The following is a 16,826-nucleotide window of genomic DNA, read 5'->3' as shown; positions in this document are numbered from 1 at the left end:
GAGTTTTGGGCGCACAGAAGTGCGCGGGATGTGAACCCAGCATATTCGGTTGGAGCACCGGCGTGCCCGTATCCTTAGGCTGTGACCAATCAAACTCCACATCCCGTCAGCCGGCTTGAGCGCGTTCTTGCCTACATGGTGGCGAGCGTGGTGGGGCTGTCGATTCTGGCCTTCGTCGCCGTGATCATCGCAACGGCGATGGGCGTCGGCGCCAATGACGGATTCAGCCGCGGTATTTGGCCGCCGATCTTCATTCTGCCGCTCTATGGCCTGCCCGTCGGGTTCGTGCTCATCATCGCGCTCATGATTTCTGTGGGAATTCGCCGCAGTCGCGAAGCTCGACGAGACCGCGAGTAATGCTCGGCCTCGCATCGAGACTTCGGGCCATGCCCGATGCCGAGCTGCGGCGCGTTATCGGGGTGCGCGGCATTTCTGCCAGCGGTATCCATGACTTCTTCGATCTGGCCGAGGCTCTGCTCGACCCGGGCAATGTGCAACTGGCCTTGAGCCACCTCGACCGTTCGACGCTCGCCGTTCTGGCGGTAGCTGGGCAACTCACGAGCAACAATGCCGTTCCCACTCTCCAGGCGGTGACGAACCGGTTGCGCGAATTTGGGTCGACCGAGGTCACGCTGACCGATGTAATCAGCCGGGTCGACACCCTGCACGCCCAGCTCCTCGCCGATCACGTCGACGGATGCTGCATTCCTTACGACGCCGTGTCGGCTCACCTGGCACGCTGGCCGGCCCAGGGCCTGCCGGGTGCCGGCGACCTTGCCGTCGCACTGCCCCCGGCATCCCTCACCGCTGTCCCCGACACCGAGGTCGCGTTCATCGACCAGCTGGCCGCCGAACGCGCCTTTGCGGTCGTGTCATCGATCGCCGAGCTGGTCAACGAGCTCAGCCGCGAGCCGGCCCGGCAGCTCAGCCGGGGTGGGCTCGGCCTGCCCGACACCAAGCGACTGTCCACCGTGATGACGGTCGACGTCGATCTGGTGGCCCCGATCCTGGCCCTGGCATCGCGGGCCGACCTGCTCGCCCGCTCCGACGGTTATTGGATGGAGACCGAGGCCGGCGAAGCATGGCTGCTCGAACGCACGACCGCGCGGTGGTCGGCGTTGGCCGCAGCCTGGCAGGCGGCGCTTCCGCCGATCGTGGCCGATATCCTGCCGCGTCAGGCGGGGCTGCTCTGGGGTGACGGTCTCACCGCCTTCATCGCCTGGCTGTATCCGGCCGGCGGCGAGTGGATGCTCGCCCAGCTCACCGAGTTCGCCCGCGACGCCGAGTTGCTCGGGGTCACCGCCCACGACACCACCAGCACGGCCGGCGCGAGCATACTGCGCGGCGACCTCGAGGCGGCCGTGGACACCATGGCGATCGCGCTGCCGACCGAGGTCGGCGCGGTGTATCTGCAGCACGACCTCTCGATTGTTGCGCCCGGCCCGCTCGCACCGTCCATCGACTCCCGCCTGCGCGGGATGGCCGATGTGGAAAGCCGCGAGCTGGCGTCTAGTTATCGCATCACCGCGGCATCCGTCAATCGCGCGCTGGCCGCGGGCGAGAACGCTGACTCGCTACTGGCTTTTCTCTCGTCGATCTCGCTCACCGGCATTCCGCAGCCGGTCGATTACCTCATCAAAGAGTCGGCTTCGCGGTACGGTCGGGTTCGCGTGGGCAGCCTCACCGGCGCACCGAACGCTCCGGTCGCTCCGGTCGGCGATGAGTCCGTTTTTCTGAGCTACGTCTGTTCAGCGGATGCCGCGCTGCTCGGCACGATCGCCGTCGACCAGACTCTGGCGCCACTCGCTCTCGTGCGCGCCGGCGACAGCGCAAACTTACTCAGCCGCTTCGCCGGTGACGCCGTGTTCTGGGCACTCAGTGACGCGCGCTATCCGGTCGCCGCCGAGGACGACCTCGGTGAGATCGTGCACCTGCGCCGCCACCAGATCGCCCACGTCACGCTGACGCCGACGGTTGATACCGCCCGCAACCTGGTCGAGAAGCTACGACTCGGCGCCGAAAGTGGTATTTCGGTCGCGGATGCCTGGCTCACCCGCCAACTCGACACAGCGATCAAGGCCAAGCAGACCATTCTGGTGAGCATTGCGATGCCCGGCGGCGCTGTGGTGGACTACCTGCTCGAACCGGCCAGCGTCAGCAACGGACGCTTTCGGGCTCGAGACCGCCGTGCCGATATCGAGCGAACCCTGCCGCTCAAGAGCATCCTCAGCATCACACCGGCGCCCTGACCGGCCTGCGCCCCGGCATCGGCTGGACGCGACCGACGACCGACGAGAGTGTGAGCGCAAAGACCAGCCACTGGACAGGACCGCAGACTGACGAGAGTAGGATTGGGCGCTATGTCTGATGGCCCCCTGATTGTCCAAAGTGACCGCACGGTGTTGCTCGAAGTCGCCCACCCTCTTGCCGAGGATGCTCGTCACGACCTCGCCGTTTTCGCCGAGCTGGAACGCGCGCCCGAACACATCCACACCTACCGCATCACGCGGCTCGGCCTGTGGAATGCCCGTGCGGCCGGGCACGATGCGTCGGACATGCTCGCAACGCTCGAGAAGTATTCTAAATTCGCCATACCGCAAACGGTCAGCGTGGACATCACCGAGACCGTCGGGCGCTACGGTCGGCTCGTCATCGAGCGCGACTCAGAGGGCGCCCTCGTGCTGCACAGCAGCGACCAGGCTGTGCTGACCGAAATCGCCGGAGCCAAGCGAATCGCGCCACTGTTGATCGGGCATCCGTCACCGGAGACCTACCTGGTCGAGGCATGGGCACGCGGACAGCTCAAGCAGGAGCTGGTCAAGCTTGGGTGGCCGGCCGAGGACCTCGCCGGGTACACGCCCGGAACCCCGCAGGACATCGATCTGCTGGAAGACGGCTGGGCCCTGCGCGACTATCAGAACAAGGCCGTCGCGAGCTTCTTCGACGGCGGCAGCGGCGTCGTCGTGCTGCCCTGTGGCGCCGGCAAAACCCTCGTCGGCGCCGGAGCCATGGCCACCGCCAAGACCAACACACTCATTCTGGTGACAAACACGGTTTCCGCCCGCCAGTGGCGGGACGAGTTGCTCAAACGCACGACCCTCACCGCGGAGGAGATCGGCGAGTATTCCGGCCAGGTGAAAGAGGTCAAGCCGGTCACCATTGCGACCTATCAGATTCTCACCGCGAAGCGCAAGGGCGAGTACGCGCACCTTGAACTGCTCGACGCGATGGACTGGGGCCTCGTGATCTACGACGAGGTACATCTGCTGCCCGCGCCCGTGTTCAAGCTCACTGCCGAGCTGCAGGCCCGCCGCCGACTCGGCCTCACGGCCACGCTCGTGCGCGAGGACGGCCGGGAGGGCGACGTGTTCAGCCTGATCGGCCCGAAGCGCTTCGACGCCCCGTGGAAAGAGATCGAGGCCCAGGGCTTCATCTCCCCGGCCAACTGTTACGAGGTACGCATCGACCTGCCGCAGTCCGAGCGACTCAGCTACGCGGCAGCGGCCGACGACGAGCGGTACCGCATGGCCGCGACCGCACCGGCCAAGCTCGGCGTTGTGCAGGCGCTGATTGCCAAGCACGAGGGTGAGCGCATCCTCGTGATCGGTCAGTACCTTGACCAGATCGACGAACTCGCCGAGGTCTTGCACGCCCCGCAGCTCACCGGAGCCACGCCGATCGACGAACGCGAGCGGCTGTACCAGGCGTTCCGAGTGGGCGAGGTGAAGGTGCTCGTCGTCTCGAAGGTCGCGAATTTCTCGGTCGACCTCCCCGAAGCGACCGTGGCCATCCAGGTGTCGGGCTCGTTCGGCTCCCGCCAGGAGGAGGCCCAGCGCCTCGGCCGGCTGCTGCGTCCCAAGGAGTCCGGCTTGTCAGCGAACTTCTACACGCTGGTCGCCCGCGACACGGTCGACCAGGATTTCGCGCAGAATCGCCAGCGTTTTCTGGCCGAACAGGGCTACAGCTACACGATCCTCGATGCCCAAAGCCTCGAGGCACCCCTGGCTGTCTGACCCGCGTCCCCCTACTACTTCTTTCCGGGCCCGGGCCCGGAAACTGGGGCCGTTTTCGTTCGATCATGGTCCCAGTTTCGCAAGGTGGGCCGAGCGGATGAGGCCCACCCGCGCGCTCAGCCGGCGCGGCGCACGTAACGCAGAAAGAGCATGTCGCCGGCGCGCAGCACGTGGCGCAGCTCCATGCCGCGGGTCGCAGCGGCCTCCCCGACCGCGATGCGCCCGGCGGAGCCGCCCTCGAGCACCGGCGCCAGGCTCAGGCAGAGCTCGTCGACCAGATCCGCCGCAACCAGATCGCCGAACAGGTGCGGACCGCCCTCGCACAGAATCTGCGGCAGGCCCCGCGCCGCGAGCTCCGCCACCAACCGGCGTGGGTCGATCGCCTCGTCGCCGCAGATGACGACGTCGGCCACTGCGGAGAGCTCGGCGCGGCGGTCGGCCGGTGCGGCAGCATGGGTCAGCACGATCGGCCGGGTCGCCGCATCAACGAAAACGGGATGCCCCGGCTCAAGATCCAGCCGCCCGGACACGATCGCAACGGGGGGCTGGGCGGCGAGGCCCGCCTGCACGCGCCAGGCCGCGTCATCCGCTGGCAGGAGACTGCCGCCGTAGCCCTCGGCGCGCACCGTTCCGGCGCCGACCAGAACAACGTCGGTGAGGAGCCGCAGCGTGTCGAAGACCAGCTTGTCGTCGGCGTTGTTCAGTCCCCCACTGAGGCCGTCAACCGTGGCTGCGCCATCGAGACTCGCGATGAAATTCACGCGCACCCAAGGCACCGAGCGGTCGACCACCCGGTAACGGTCGATCAATTCGGCCCGTGGCGGCAGTTCGGCGCGCACGGAAGGCTCAGAGCTCGGCGGTAGTTGGGCCCGCACCGACGGCTCCGCCCCGGGCGGCAGCTCGGCCCCCATCAGGCGAGGTTGTGACGCTCGTAGGCGGGCTCGCGAAACCCGAGGATGGCCTCGGTCATGCGCACGGCGTCGACGGCGGCCCGCACATTGTGCATGCGCACGATGCGGGCGCCCTGCAGAATGCAGACCGTCATGGCGGCCAGCGACCCCTCGACCCGTTCGCCGCGCTCACGGCCCAGGCTCTCCCCCACGAAATCCTTGTTCGACACGGCCACCAGGGTGGGCAGGCCGAGCCGGGTGATCTCACCGAGCCGACGGGTCAGTTCGAGCGAGTGCCGCGTGGTCTTGTTCAGGTCGTGGCCCGGGTCGATGATGATGCGTTCGGGCGGCACCCCGCGCCCGACCGCACGGTCGACCCTGGCGAGCAGAAACGCGCTCACCTCGGCCACAACATCGTCATAATGCGGCGCCGGGTACGGCATGCGCGGCGCCGCGAGGCTGTGCGTGATCACCAGGGTGGCATCGCTGTTTGCAACGACATCGGCCATCGCGGGGTCATGCACCCCGGTCGTGTCGTTGATCACGTGGGCGCCGGCGGCAATGCTCGCGGCGGCGACGGCGGGGTGAAAAGTGTCGACCGAGATGACCGCCCCGGAGCCGCGCAGGGCTTCGACCACCGGCACCACCCGGTCGATCTCTTGCTCGATTGGCACGGCCGGTCCGGGCGCGAACTTGGCGCCGCCAATGTCGATCCAGTCGGCCCCGTCGGCGATGGCCTGATGCGCGGCCAGGACGGATGCGTCGAGCGCGAACGTTGCGCCCTGGTCATAGAACGAGTCCGGCGTGCGATTGATGATGGCCATCACGGCGACCTCGCGATCGAAGTCGAAGGTGCGGCCACCGATCAGCCGGCGCGGGGCATCCAGTTCAGGCAGCGTCAAGGCCGGGGCCGAGCTGATTCTGGTTCGGGTCATAGGGGTCCTCGGGTTGAAACAGGTCGATTGCTCCTCCCATCATGTCGGTAATTCGTGCTGCACAACGGATCCGCGCCCGCCGATCCCAGCACGCACCGCCCACTCTCAGCAAAGCTCCAGCTAACGCGCAGATACTGGGGGCATGACTGACGGCCCCCGCATCCTTATCGTCGATGACGAACCCAATATCCGCGACCTCCTCACCACCAGCCTCCGTTTCGCCGGCTTCGCCGTGCGCGCCGTTGGCAATGGTGCGCAGGCCATCTCCGCCGTGCTCGAGGAGGAACCCGACCTCATCATTCTCGACGTCATGCTCCCCGACATGAACGGATTCGGGGTCACCAAGCGCCTGCGTTCAGCGGGCTACACCGCACCGATCCTCTTCCTCACGGCCAAAGACGACACCGAGGACAAGATCACCGGCCTCACCGTCGGCGGCGATGATTACGTGACCAAGCCGTTCAGCCTCGACGAGATCGTCGCGCGCATCAAGGCCATTCTGCGCCGCACCATGCACGCCGACGAGGATGCCGTAATCCGCGCCGGCGAGCTCACAATGGATCAGGACACCCACGAGGTTCTCGTTGGCACCGAGGCCATCGAGCTGAGCCCGACCGAGTTCAAGCTGCTGCGCTACCTCATGCTGAACCCCAACCGGGTGCTGTCAAAGGCGCAGATCCTCGACCACGTCTGGGAGTACGACTTCAACGGTGACGCCGGAATCGTGGAGAGCTACATCTCCTACCTGCGCCGCAAGGTTGACGTGCACTCGAGCGAACCGCTGATCCAGACCAAGCGCGGCTTCGGCTACATGCTCAAGGCTGCCAAGGCATGATCCATGGGGCTTAGGCACAGCGAGCCTTCGTAGACTAAAGCCACTTATGCACGAAACCCTGTCCAGGCGGTGGAGCAGCATCTCCCTCCGTTCCAAGATCACCGGTGTCACGGTGCTGATGCTCACGCTCGGCCTGCTCGTTTCGGGCATCGGCACCATGGCCATGCTCAAGCAGTATGTGGTGACCCAGGTCGACACGCAGCTGCAGGTCGACACGCAGACCGCGCTCAGCGGCTACTCATCGAGCGTGTTCTCGCAGGGTGACACCCAGGGCGTGGCCTCGGACTACTTCGTGGCCCTGTATGACCAGGACGGCGCCCTGATCACCCGCACCTGGCAGGAACGCGACCACGCTGAACTGCCGGTGGTCGGTATGCCGCTCGACCTGAAGCGGGTGTCGCAGCTCGACGGGCAGATTCAGACACTGTGGGACGCTGCCCACGACACCGAGTTTCACGCGATCATGGTGCCCGTGGTGATCAGCCCCACCGGCACCTACGGCACCCTCGTCATGGCCGTCTCGCTGCGGCCGACCGAGAACACGATGGCCACCTATCTCACGATCTTTCTGGGCTTCGGCGCCGGAGTCGTGTTGATTGGCGCCATGCTCACCCGGGTGCTCGTCACGACCACCTTCGTGCCGTTGCGTGAAGCCGAACAGACCGCCGCGGCCATCGCCGACGGCGACTTCAGCCAGCGACTCGGCGGCGCCACCCCGAACACCGAGGTCGGTCGCCTCAACCGCTCGCTCAACATCATGCTCAGCCGCATCGACCGCGCCTTCAAAGACCGAGCCCGCACCATCGACCAGATGCGCCGCTTCGTCGGCGATGCGAGCCACGAGTTGCGCACCCCCCTTGTCTCGGTACGCGGCTACGCCGAGCTGTACCGCATGGGCGCACTGCAGACCCCCGAAGACGTGGCCCAGGCGATGGAACGCATCGAAAAAGAGGCGATCCGCATGGGCGGCCTGGTCGAGGACCTGCTCGAACTGGCCCGCCTCGACGAGACCAAGCCGCTCGCGCTGACCCCGGTCGACCTCGTCCCGCTCGCCCGCGACGCCGCGCTCGACGCCATGGCGAGTTCACCGGGCCGCCAGGTCACCGTGCTCACTCCCCCGGCCGTTTTCGGGCCGCTCCCTGGCGACCTGGACGGGCACGATGACGTCGACTCCGGTGAAATTGCGCCGCTTGAGAATGAGTCGTTGGAGAGCGTCACCACCGGCGCCATCACCCGGCCGTCCGGTACCGCCACGCCGACCGGAGCCATCGCCTTCGCCGGCGCCACCCTGGCCCGGCTGCGCACCCGCAAACCGCGTCGAGGAACGGTCGTTCTGCCCGAGGCCGACCAGACTGCACTGCTGGTGGAGCCGCAACTGCCGCCCATCGTCATGGCCGAAGAGAACAAGATTCGCCAGGTCATCACCAACCTGATGGGCAATGCGATGCGCTTCACCGCTTCGGACAGCCCGATCGAGCTTGAGGTAACGGTCAACCCGCACGCCCAGCGAGCTTCCATCGCCGTGATCGACCACGGCGACGGCATTCCGCCGCAGATTCGGGAGAAGATCTTCCAGCGATTTTGGCGCGCCGACTCGTCTCGCGCCCGCGAAACCGGCGGCAGCGGCCTCGGACTCGCCATCGTCGCCGCGATCATCGCGAGCCACAACGGCACCGTCGACGTCGTCGACACCCCCGGCGGGGGTGCCACTTTCCGGGTCTCGCTGCCCCTCGCCGGAACGCCGAGCGCCCCGCAGCACGCCCAGCCCGTCATCCCCTAACGACTCCTCCACAGGGCGCGGGCGGCGGCGTCCGCTCACCGATCTGCGCCTGACAAGCGGATGCTGCCGTTCCTCTTCTACTCTCACAGTCACCAACCACTGTTAAGTAGGAGAAGGGCACACCATGACGAGCTTTCAGGTCGACAGCGATGCGGTGCAGAGTACCGCTAGCACCGCCCGCGGCACCATCGCGCGAGTGCAGGCCGATGTGGGCGATCTCAACGCCCAGCTGACCAGTCTTGAAGGGTTTTGGACAGGTCAGGCCTCCGCCGCCTTTCAGGGCGCTTTCGCCGAGTGGCGCGGCATGCACCAGCAGCTGGAGGACAGCCTGACCGTGCTCAACCAGGCGCTGAGCGTGGCGGGTCAGCAGTACGCCGAGACCGAGCAGGCCAATACCCGCCTCTTCGCCCGGTAGGTGCGCTGCACCGAGGTGTGAGCCTTGGGCCGATTTTCGCGAAAAGCGGCGTGAATCTCATGCCTCGGCGGTAGAAACTCACAACCAGGAATCTGTGATACCACGCGCGGGATAACACCCTGAACCCCGAAGAAGCCCGGAAAGACGCGGATCTTGCCTTGCTAGACTGACAGATGCGCACCACGCCGCCACCGCGGCCACTCGGATTGCCAGTTCGCATTTCGGCCACTGGCGCCATCGAGACATCACACCGAGCACCAAGGATGAGATGACTCTCTCTGCCCACACTCCCGCTCTTCCCCCGGAGAGTCCCGCCGCCGGCCCACCGTCGGGATTCGCCGACCTGCCACCGGAGAACAAGACCCGGGTCAATAAAACAGTCTTCGTCGGCTCCGCCTCCGGCATCATCGCGATAGCGCTGTGGGCGATCCTCGCCCCCACCCAGGCCAACGACGTCATCGCCGCCGTCGTCGGCTGGGTGTCGGTCAATCTCGGTTGGTACTACTTTCTCATCGTCACCGTCGTGCTCGCGTTCGTGATCATCATCGCCCTCTCCCGCGTCGGGAAGACGCGACTGGGCCCGGACCACTCGCGTCCCCAGTTCAGCCTCTTTACCTGGACGGCCATGTTGTTCGCCGCGGGAATCGGCATCGACCTGATGTTCTTCTCGGTCTCCGAACCGGTCACGCAATATCTGGCACCGCCGACCGGCGACGGCAGCACCCTCGAAGCCGCGCGACAGGCCATGGTCTGGACCCTCTTCCACTACGGCATCACCGGTTGGGCGCTTTACGCTCTGATGGGCCTGGCCCTGGGCTACTTCGCCTATCGGCAGAACCTGCCGCTGAGCATCCGGTCGGCCCTGTACCCGATCTTCGGCAAGCGCATCCATGGCCCGATCGGCGACATCGTCGACATCGCCGCCATCCTGGGCACCATCTTCGGCATCGCTACGAGCCTCGGTATCGGCGTCGCCCAGCTCAACTACGGCCTCGCCTTCATGTTCGGCACCCCCGAGTCTCTCTTCGTGCAGGGGTCGCTGATCGCGCTGAGCGTGGTCATGGCCACGATCTCCACCGTGTCGGGCGTGGAAAAGGGCATCCGCCGGCTGTCGGAGCTCAATGTTCTGCTGAGCGTCGGCCTGATGCTGTTCGTGCTCATAGCCGGCAACACCAGTTTTCTGCTCGATGCCATCGTGCTCAACATCGGCGACACGCTCAGCCGGTTCCCGGCAATGACGTTGAACACGTTCGCCTACGACCGCCCCGACGACTGGCTGAACTGGTGGACGCTGTTCTTCTGGGCCTGGTGGATCGCCTGGGCACCGTTCGTGGGCCTGTTCCTGGCCCGCATCTCCCGCGGACGCACCATTCGGGAGTTCGTTGCCGGCACCATGATCGTGCCGTTCGCGTTCATCCTGCTCTGGATCTCGATTTTCGGCAACAGTGCCCTCGCGATCGTGATCGGCGGCGACGCCGGCTTCGGCGAGGTCGCCATGAATTCGCCGGAGCGCGGGTTCTATTCGCTCCTGGCCGAGTTCCCATTCGCACCGGCGACGGCGGCGATCGCCACGTTCACCGGATTGCTATTCTATGTCACGAGCGCCGACTCGGGCGCCCTGGTCATGTCGAACTTCACTTCCCGGCTCAAGGACTCCGACTCAGATGGCCCGAAGTGGCTGCGCATCTTCTGGGCGGTGACGACGGGTGTTCTCACGCTCGCCATGCTGCTGGTCGGCGGCATTCCCACCCTTCAGAATGCCACGATCATCATGGGGCTGCCGTTCTCGATCGTGCTCATGCTCGTGATGCTGGGGCTTTACAAGGCGCTCCGCGTCGAGCAGTCCCTGACCGACAGCTATCGGGCGAGCCTGCCCGGTCTGCTGTCGGGCCGCAGTACCGATCCGGCTCGCGCCCGCAACTGGCGTCAGCGCCTCAGCCGCGCCATGAGCTATCCCGGACCAAGACAAGCCGAACGGTTCGTGTCGGACGTGGCCACGCCGGCCCTGCAGGAAGTGCGCGACGAGCTGCGCACCCAGGGGGCCGAAGTTACCCTGTCCAAGGGCGTCGTCGACGGCCTGCACATCTCACACCTCGACCTGAACGTGTCGATGGGTGACGAGCGCGGGTTCAAGTACCAGATCTACCCCGTGCAGTTCGACACCCCCACCTATGCCGTGCGCGCGGCCAGCGCTAGCGCCAAGTACTACCGCATGGAGGTGTTCTCCCTCGAGGGCAGCCACGGCTATGACCTCATGGGCTACAGCAAGGAGCAGGTCATCACCGACGTGCTCGATCATTACGAAACACACCTCGACTTTCTGCACCTCAACCGTGCCGAACCGGGAAACACCGCCCTCGCCGAGGACCAGGTGGCCAAAGACAACTGGGAAGCCGATTTCGATTCGGACGAGGTCAAACAATGAGCACCACCACCGCACCGGCCACACTGTTCATCAGCGGGGTCTGGGTACCGGCAAGCGACGCCGGCAGCAGAGAGATCCGTTGCCCGGCCGATCAAACACTGGTCGGTACCGTCAGCGAAGCCACCACAACGGATGTCCACGCCGCAATCCGCGCCGCCCGCACCGCTTTCGACAGCGGAATCTGGAGCACAGTGCCGGCGCCCGCCCGCGGCGACTTTCTTCTGCGGGTGGCCACTGAGCTGCGGGTGCGCCGGGCCGAGTTCGCCCGCGCCGAGACCCTCGACACCGGCAAACGCCTGGTCGAGAGCGAAATCGACATGGACGACATCGCCAACTGCTTCACCTACTTCGGCAAGCTCGCCGGACAGGACAGCGGCCGCATGGTCGATGCCGGCGACGAGAGCGTCATCAGCCGCATCGTGCACGAACCCGTCGGAGTCTGCGGCCTGATCGCGCCGTGGAACTACCCTCTACTGCAGGCTGCGTGGAAGATCGCCCCGGCCCTCGCGGCGGGCAACACCTTCGTGCTCAAGCCGAGCGAGCTCACCCCGCACACCAGCATGCTCATGATGGGACTGCTCGACGACCTCGGCCTGCCCGCCGGGGTCGCCAACCTCGTGCTCGGCGCGGGCGCCGTGGCCGGAGCCCCGCTGGCCAGCCACCCCGACGTTGATCTCGTCTCGTTCACCGGCGGGCTCGAAACCGGCAAGAAGATCGCCGCCGCGGCCGCCGGAACCGTCAAAAAGGTCGCCCTCGAACTCGGCGGCAAGAACCCGAACGTGATCTTCGCCGACGCAGACTTCGATGCCGCGGTCGACAACGCGCTCAACGGCGCGTTCGTGCACTCGGGGCAGGTATGTTCCGCCGGCGCGCGCATCGTGGTGGAGGCATCCATTGCGGAGAAGTTTGTCGACGAGCTGGTGCGCCGGGCCGATCAGATTCGCCTCGGTGGGCCATTCGACCCGAACGCCGAGACCGGACCGCTGATCAGCGCCGCCCACCGCGACAAGGTCACCGCCTACGTAGCCAAGGGCCTGGCAGAGGGAGCCCGCCTCCGATCGGGCGGAACCTGGGGCGACGGCGACCTGACCGAGGGGTTCTACTACACGCCCACCATCCTCGACCAGGTGTCCAGCGGCATGTCCGTCGTGATCGACGAGGCGTTCGGACCGGTCGTGACCATCGAAACCTTCGAGACCGAAGCCGAAGCCGTGCGGATCGCGAACGACACCGTCTACGGCCTGGCCGGAGCGGTCTGGACCCAGGACGCCGGCAAGGCTCAGCGCATCGCCAAGGCCCTGCGCCACGGCACCGTCTGGATCAATGACTTTCACCCCTACCTTCCGCAGGCCGAGTGGGGCGGCTACGGCCAGTCAGGGTCCGGCCGCGAACTCGGGCCGATGGGCCTCGGTGAATACCAGGAAACCAAGCATATCTACCAGAACACAGCCCCGGCCGTGACCGGCTGGTTTCAGCAGCGGTAGCTGCGGGCATCCGCATATCGTGTGAACAGATCGACCAGACTAGGAATCAATTGACCACTGCAACACCAGCTGTGCCCACCGAATTCGACTACATCGTCATCGGGGGCGGGTCGGCGGGAGCCGCCGTCGCCGCGCGACTCTCGGAAGACCCCGCCGTTCAGGTCGCCCTCGTGGAGGCCGGACCAGACGACCGCGGCATCGACGCCATTCTGCGACTCGACCGCTGGATGGAACTGCTCGAGAGCGGCTACGACTGGGATTACCCGATCGAACCGCAGGAGCACGGCAACTCGTTCATGCGGCACGCCCGGGCTAAGGTGATGGGCGGCTGCTCGAGTCACAATTCCTGCATCGCCTTCTGGGCGCCGGCCGAAGACCTCGACGATTGGGCCGGCAAGCACGGCGCGACCGGCTGGGAGGCCGCGAACACCTTCCCCCTGTTCACCAAGCTCGAAACCAACGAAGACCAGACGTCCCATCACGGCCACGACGGTCCCGTGCACCTGATGAACGTGCCCGCCAACGATCCGTGCGGCGTCGCCCTGCTGGACGCCTGCGAGCAGGCGGGCATTCCGCGCACGACGTTCAATTCCGGCACGACCGTGGTGAATGGCGCGAATTTCTTTCAGATCAACCGGCAGGCCGACGGCACGCGCGCGTCGTCGTCGGTCTCCTATATCCACCCCATCATGCAGCGCGAGAACTTCACCCTGCTCACCGACCTGCGCGCGCGCAGGCTCGTCTTCGACGCGAATAAGCGCTGCATCGGCGTGGACGTCGTCGACGCCGCTTTCGGCAAGACGCACCGGCTCACCGCGCGCGCCGAGGTCATCCTCTCGGCCGGCGCCATCGACTCGCCGAAACTGCTCATGCTCTCCGGCGTCGGCCCGGCCGCACAACTGGCCGAGTTCGGCATCGAGGTGCTCGCCGATTCCCCCGGCGTGGGCGAAAACCTGCAGGACCACCCCGAGGGCGTCATCCAGTGGGAGGCGAAGCAGCCGATGACCACTGAATCCACCCAGTGGTGGGAGGCCGGCATCTTCACGACCACCGAGGAGGGGCTCGACCGCCCCGACCTCATGTTCCACTACGGTTCGGTGCCGTTCGACATGCACACAGCCCGCCAGGGCTACCCCACCACGGAGAACGGCTTCTGCCTGACCCCGAACGTGACGCATGCCCGCTCGCGCGGCACGGTCAAGCTGCGCTCGAGCGACTACCGCGACAAGCCCATGGTCGACCCGCGCTACTTCACCGACCCGCACGACATGCGCGTGATGGTGGCCGGCATTCGCCGGGCGCGAGAGATCGTTGCCCAGCCGGCCATGGCCGAGTGGGCCGGCGTTGAACTGTACCCGGGCATCGACGTTCAAACGGATGCCCAGATCACCGACTACATCGAAAAGACCCACAACACGGTCTACCATCCGGCCGGCACCGTGCGCATGGGCGCCGTCGACGACCTCGGCTCGCCGCTCGACCCCGAACTGCGGGTGAAGGGCGTCACGGGCCTGCGCGTCGCCGACGCCTCGGTGATGCCCGAACTGGTGACCGTCAACCCGAACATCACCACCATGATGATCGGCGAGCGGTGCGCCGAACTCGTGAAGGCGAGCCGCAACATCCGCTAACCAGCAGCCCGCCGCTCTGGTCTGCCCGCCGCTCGGGTCTGCCCGCCGGCGGAACGCGGGACGGAACAGTGGGCGCCTCCGAAGGAGACGCCCACTTTCTGTCGTCATAGCTGGACTCAGAAGTCCATGCCACCGAGGCGGTCGTTGCCGACCAGGCTAAAAGAACTCGGCTCCGGCCGGCGACCCTCCGGGTGGCACCACACCCGCTCGGCCAGCTACGCCTACTCAGTCGCGAGGGCCGCGACCGGGGTGATGCGGGTGGCCCGACGAGAGGGCGCCACGGAGGCGACCGCTGTGAGGGCCGCCGCTGCTACCGCGATCACCGCAACCAGCAAGAGCGGCACGGTCGGCATGACGATGCCCGGTGAACCTTGGATTCCCCCAATGAGCGACTGTGCGCCAGCCCAGCCGTAGAAGGTGCCGAGCACCAACCCGACCACCACGGCCGCGGCGCTGAGCTGGGCGCTCTCGATGAGGATCATGCGGCGGATCTGCCGGGCGGTGAACCCGAGTGCGCGCAGCAGGCCGAGTTCTCGGGTGCGCTGCAGCACGTTGAGCGAGAGGTTGTTCACCATTCCGACGGCGGCGATCAGGGCGCTGAAGCCCATGAGCACCGAGAAGACGCCCACGGTGATGGCCAGAATCGGGTCGACGCCCTCGTACACCCCCGGCTGAGCCTCCTGCGCCGCCTTGATGATGGTCTGGTAGCTCGCAACGGTCACGGCGAACGTCGTGATCAGGGTGACGCCGATGACGAGACCGATCGTCGTGCGGGCGCTCCGCTCCGGGTAGCGCACGGCGTTCTCGCGTGCCAGCCGGGCGGTCGCGCTCGTTCCGAACACCCGGCCGACCACGCGCAGGGCTCGCGGCATGACCACGGCAGCTCCCAGCACGACACCGCTGAACGACAGTATCCCCCCGAGGAGGCCGATGAGCACGCCGAGCGGATGCACGAGGCCCACCAGCATTCCCAGCACGAGGATCACATCACCGACGAGGAAAACTGCGAGAGCAACCCGGTTTCGGGTTCGGCGCTCGCTCTGCGCGCCGAGCGATGACTCGCCGGCCGCCCCGAGGGCGTCCATCGGCGACACCGACAGTACGCGCCGCGACCCGGCCCAAGACGCCGCGGTCGTGGTGAGCGCCACGGCCACGACCGGCAGCAGCATCTGGGCGCTGAGGTAGCTGTAGGTTCCCGGTGGGATTGTACCGGACTGCACCCCGACCGAGACCACGAGAATAGGAAACAGCACGCCGACGATGCCGCCCATGACAGCTCCGGCCACACCCACCGTGAAACCTTCGCGGGCCACAGCGCGGCGCTGCATGGCGGCGCTGGCACCGATCAGCCGCAGCAGGGCAATCGTACGAACCCGGCCGGCGATGATGGTGGCAAAGGTGTTCGCGGTGACCAGGGCTCCGACGTAGAGCGCGATGACGATGAAGACGGCCGCGATGAACGACAGGATGAACGTGAGCGTGGCGCTGTTGAGCCCGGAATTGCCGATCACCTCGGCGAGAACACCGGTGATCGAGATCAGGCTGACACCGAACGCCGTCGACAAGCCCGCCACCAGGATGCTCGGCGCATGCTCGCGCAGAGTGTGCACGGTGAGGTTCATGACCGGGCTTCCATACCGAGCATGATCGTGCTGATCTGTTCGGCGGTCGATCGGCCGCGGTCATCCACGATTCGGCCGTCGTTCAGCAGGATGATGCGATCGGCGTAGCTGGCCGCGACCGGGTCGTGGGTGACCATGGCGATGCTCTGCCCGTACTCCCGGCTCGCCGTCTGCAGCAGGGTGAGCACCTCCCTCGAAGTTCGGGAGTCCAGGTTGCCGGTCGGCTCGTCGGCGAACACCAGGTCCGGCCGGGTCGCGAGGGCCCGGGCGATCGCCACGCGCTGCTGCTGCCCGCCCGAGAGCTCGTGGGGGCGGTGGCGCAGCCGATCGGTGAGTCCGAGCACCGCGACCAGCCGGTCGATCCAGGCCCGCTCGTCGATCGACGGCGCGCGGCCGTCCAGTTCGAAGGGCAAGAGAATGTTCCCGCTGATGTCGAGGGTGGGCACCAGGTTGAATGACTGAAAGATGAATCCGACCCGCCGGCGGCGCAGAACGGTCAGGCTCGAGTCATCGAGCCCGGAGATGTCGGTATCGCCGAGCCACACCGATCCGCTGGTCGCGGTGTCGAGGCCGGCCATGATGTGCATCAGGGTGGATTTGCCCGATCCGCTTGGCCCCATGATGGCGGTGAACTCGCCTCGACGGATGCCGACGCTCACGTCGGTGAGCGCGTTCACGCGAGTGTTGGTCGCCCCGTAGGACTTGTGCAGGAGAGCCACCCGGGCGACGAGGCCGAGGTCGGTGGTTGTAGGTTTCATGTTTTCCAGTCTGCAGAGCCGACTCAGCTTGCGAGTCC

Annotated in this window: 13 protein-coding genes; 9 read left to right on the top strand and 4 right to left on the bottom strand. The window is 66.5% G+C overall.

The window, feature by feature from the left end; translation table 11 throughout:
- Window positions 1–81: 81 nt before the first annotated feature.
- The 3 genes from QMF22_RS06045 to QMF22_RS06035 all read left to right on the top strand — a co-directional run bounded on the left by QMF22_RS06045 (window position 82) and on the right by QMF22_RS06035 (window position 4,013).
- On the top strand, window positions 82–357 hold the full coding sequence (locus tag QMF22_RS06045) for a hypothetical protein (protein ID WP_283451379.1): 276 nt from the start codon (window positions 82–84) through the stop codon (window positions 355–357).
- A 29-nt stretch (window positions 358–386) separates the two neighbouring features.
- Window positions 387–2,249, top strand: a complete 1,863-nt coding sequence (locus tag QMF22_RS06040; protein ID WP_283451377.1) for a helicase-associated domain-containing protein — start codon at window positions 387–389, stop codon at window positions 2,247–2,249.
- A 111-nt stretch (window positions 2,250–2,360) separates the two neighbouring features.
- The gene (locus QMF22_RS06035) at window positions 2,361–4,013 is read left to right on the top strand and encodes a DNA repair helicase XPB (protein WP_283451375.1); all 1,653 of its coding nucleotides are present in this window, start codon (window positions 2,361–2,363) and stop codon (window positions 4,011–4,013) included.
- Window positions 4,014–4,129: 116 nt separating this feature from the next.
- Here the strand turns inward: QMF22_RS06035 and QMF22_RS06030 are convergent, their stop codons facing one another.
- Window positions 4,130–4,888 carry a pyrimidine reductase family protein gene (locus QMF22_RS06030; RefSeq protein ID WP_283451373.1) on the bottom strand — a complete coding sequence of 253 codons (759 nt, stop codon included), beginning with the start codon at window positions 4,886–4,888 and terminating at the stop codon, window positions 4,130–4,132.
- 35 nt (window positions 4,889–4,923) lie between these two features.
- Window positions 4,924–5,838 (bottom strand): dihydropteroate synthase, encoded by a 915-nt coding sequence (gene folP / locus QMF22_RS06025; RefSeq protein WP_283451371.1) that lies wholly within the window; start codon window positions 5,836–5,838, stop codon window positions 4,924–4,926.
- A gap of 142 nt (window positions 5,839–5,980) precedes the next feature.
- Here folP and QMF22_RS06020 point away from each other — a divergent pair, with 142 nt between their 5' ends.
- From QMF22_RS06020 to QMF22_RS05995, 6 genes are all read left to right on the top strand, one after another.
- Complete coding sequence (locus QMF22_RS06020) at window positions 5,981–6,673, top strand: response regulator transcription factor (RefSeq protein ID WP_092112483.1); 693 nt, start codon at window positions 5,981–5,983, stop codon at window positions 6,671–6,673.
- Window positions 6,674–6,719: 46 nt separating this feature from the next.
- Window positions 6,720–8,453 carry a sensor histidine kinase gene (locus QMF22_RS06015; RefSeq protein WP_283451366.1) on the top strand — a complete coding sequence of 578 codons (1,734 nt, stop codon included), beginning with the start codon at window positions 6,720–6,722 and terminating at the stop codon, window positions 8,451–8,453.
- Between the two features lie 124 nt (window positions 8,454–8,577).
- Window positions 8,578–8,868: a WXG100 family type VII secretion target gene (locus QMF22_RS06010; RefSeq protein WP_283451363.1), complete on the top strand. Its 291-nt coding sequence runs from the start codon at window positions 8,578–8,580 to the stop codon at window positions 8,866–8,868.
- Window positions 8,869–9,136: 268 nt separating this feature from the next.
- Window positions 9,137–11,293, top strand: coding sequence for a choline BCCT transporter BetT (betT, locus tag QMF22_RS06005; protein WP_283451361.1), 2,157 nt, complete (start codon window positions 9,137–9,139; stop codon window positions 11,291–11,293).
- Window positions 11,290–12,777, top strand: coding sequence for an aldehyde dehydrogenase family protein (locus QMF22_RS06000; RefSeq protein ID WP_283451359.1), 1,488 nt, complete (start codon window positions 11,290–11,292; stop codon window positions 12,775–12,777). Before betT ends, QMF22_RS06000 begins: the two co-directional genes overlap by 4 nt.
- Window positions 12,778–12,827: 50 nt before the next feature.
- Window positions 12,828–14,408 (top strand): GMC family oxidoreductase, encoded by a 1,581-nt coding sequence (locus QMF22_RS05995; protein ID WP_283451357.1) that lies wholly within the window; start codon window positions 12,828–12,830, stop codon window positions 14,406–14,408.
- A gap of 221 nt (window positions 14,409–14,629) precedes the next feature.
- On the opposite strand, the gene QMF22_RS05990 is transcribed toward QMF22_RS05995, so the two are convergent.
- The gene (locus QMF22_RS05990) at window positions 14,630–16,030 is read right to left on the bottom strand and encodes an ABC transporter permease (RefSeq protein ID WP_283451355.1); all 1,401 of its coding nucleotides are present in this window, start codon (window positions 16,028–16,030) and stop codon (window positions 14,630–14,632) included.
- Window positions 16,027–16,788 (bottom strand): ABC transporter ATP-binding protein, encoded by a 762-nt coding sequence (locus QMF22_RS05985; RefSeq protein ID WP_283451353.1) that lies wholly within the window; start codon window positions 16,786–16,788, stop codon window positions 16,027–16,029. Before QMF22_RS05985 ends, QMF22_RS05990 begins: the two co-directional genes overlap by 4 nt.
- Window positions 16,789–16,826: the final 38 nt, after the last annotated feature.

The organism is Cryobacterium sp. PH31-L1 (genome assembly GCF_030063145.1).
In the GTDB taxonomy this organism is placed as follows: Bacteria; Actinomycetota; Actinomycetes; order Actinomycetales; family Microbacteriaceae; genus Cryobacterium.
The sequence above is the reverse complement of the archived record's forward strand: the minus strand, read 5'-3'. Positions and strand labels throughout refer to the sequence as shown.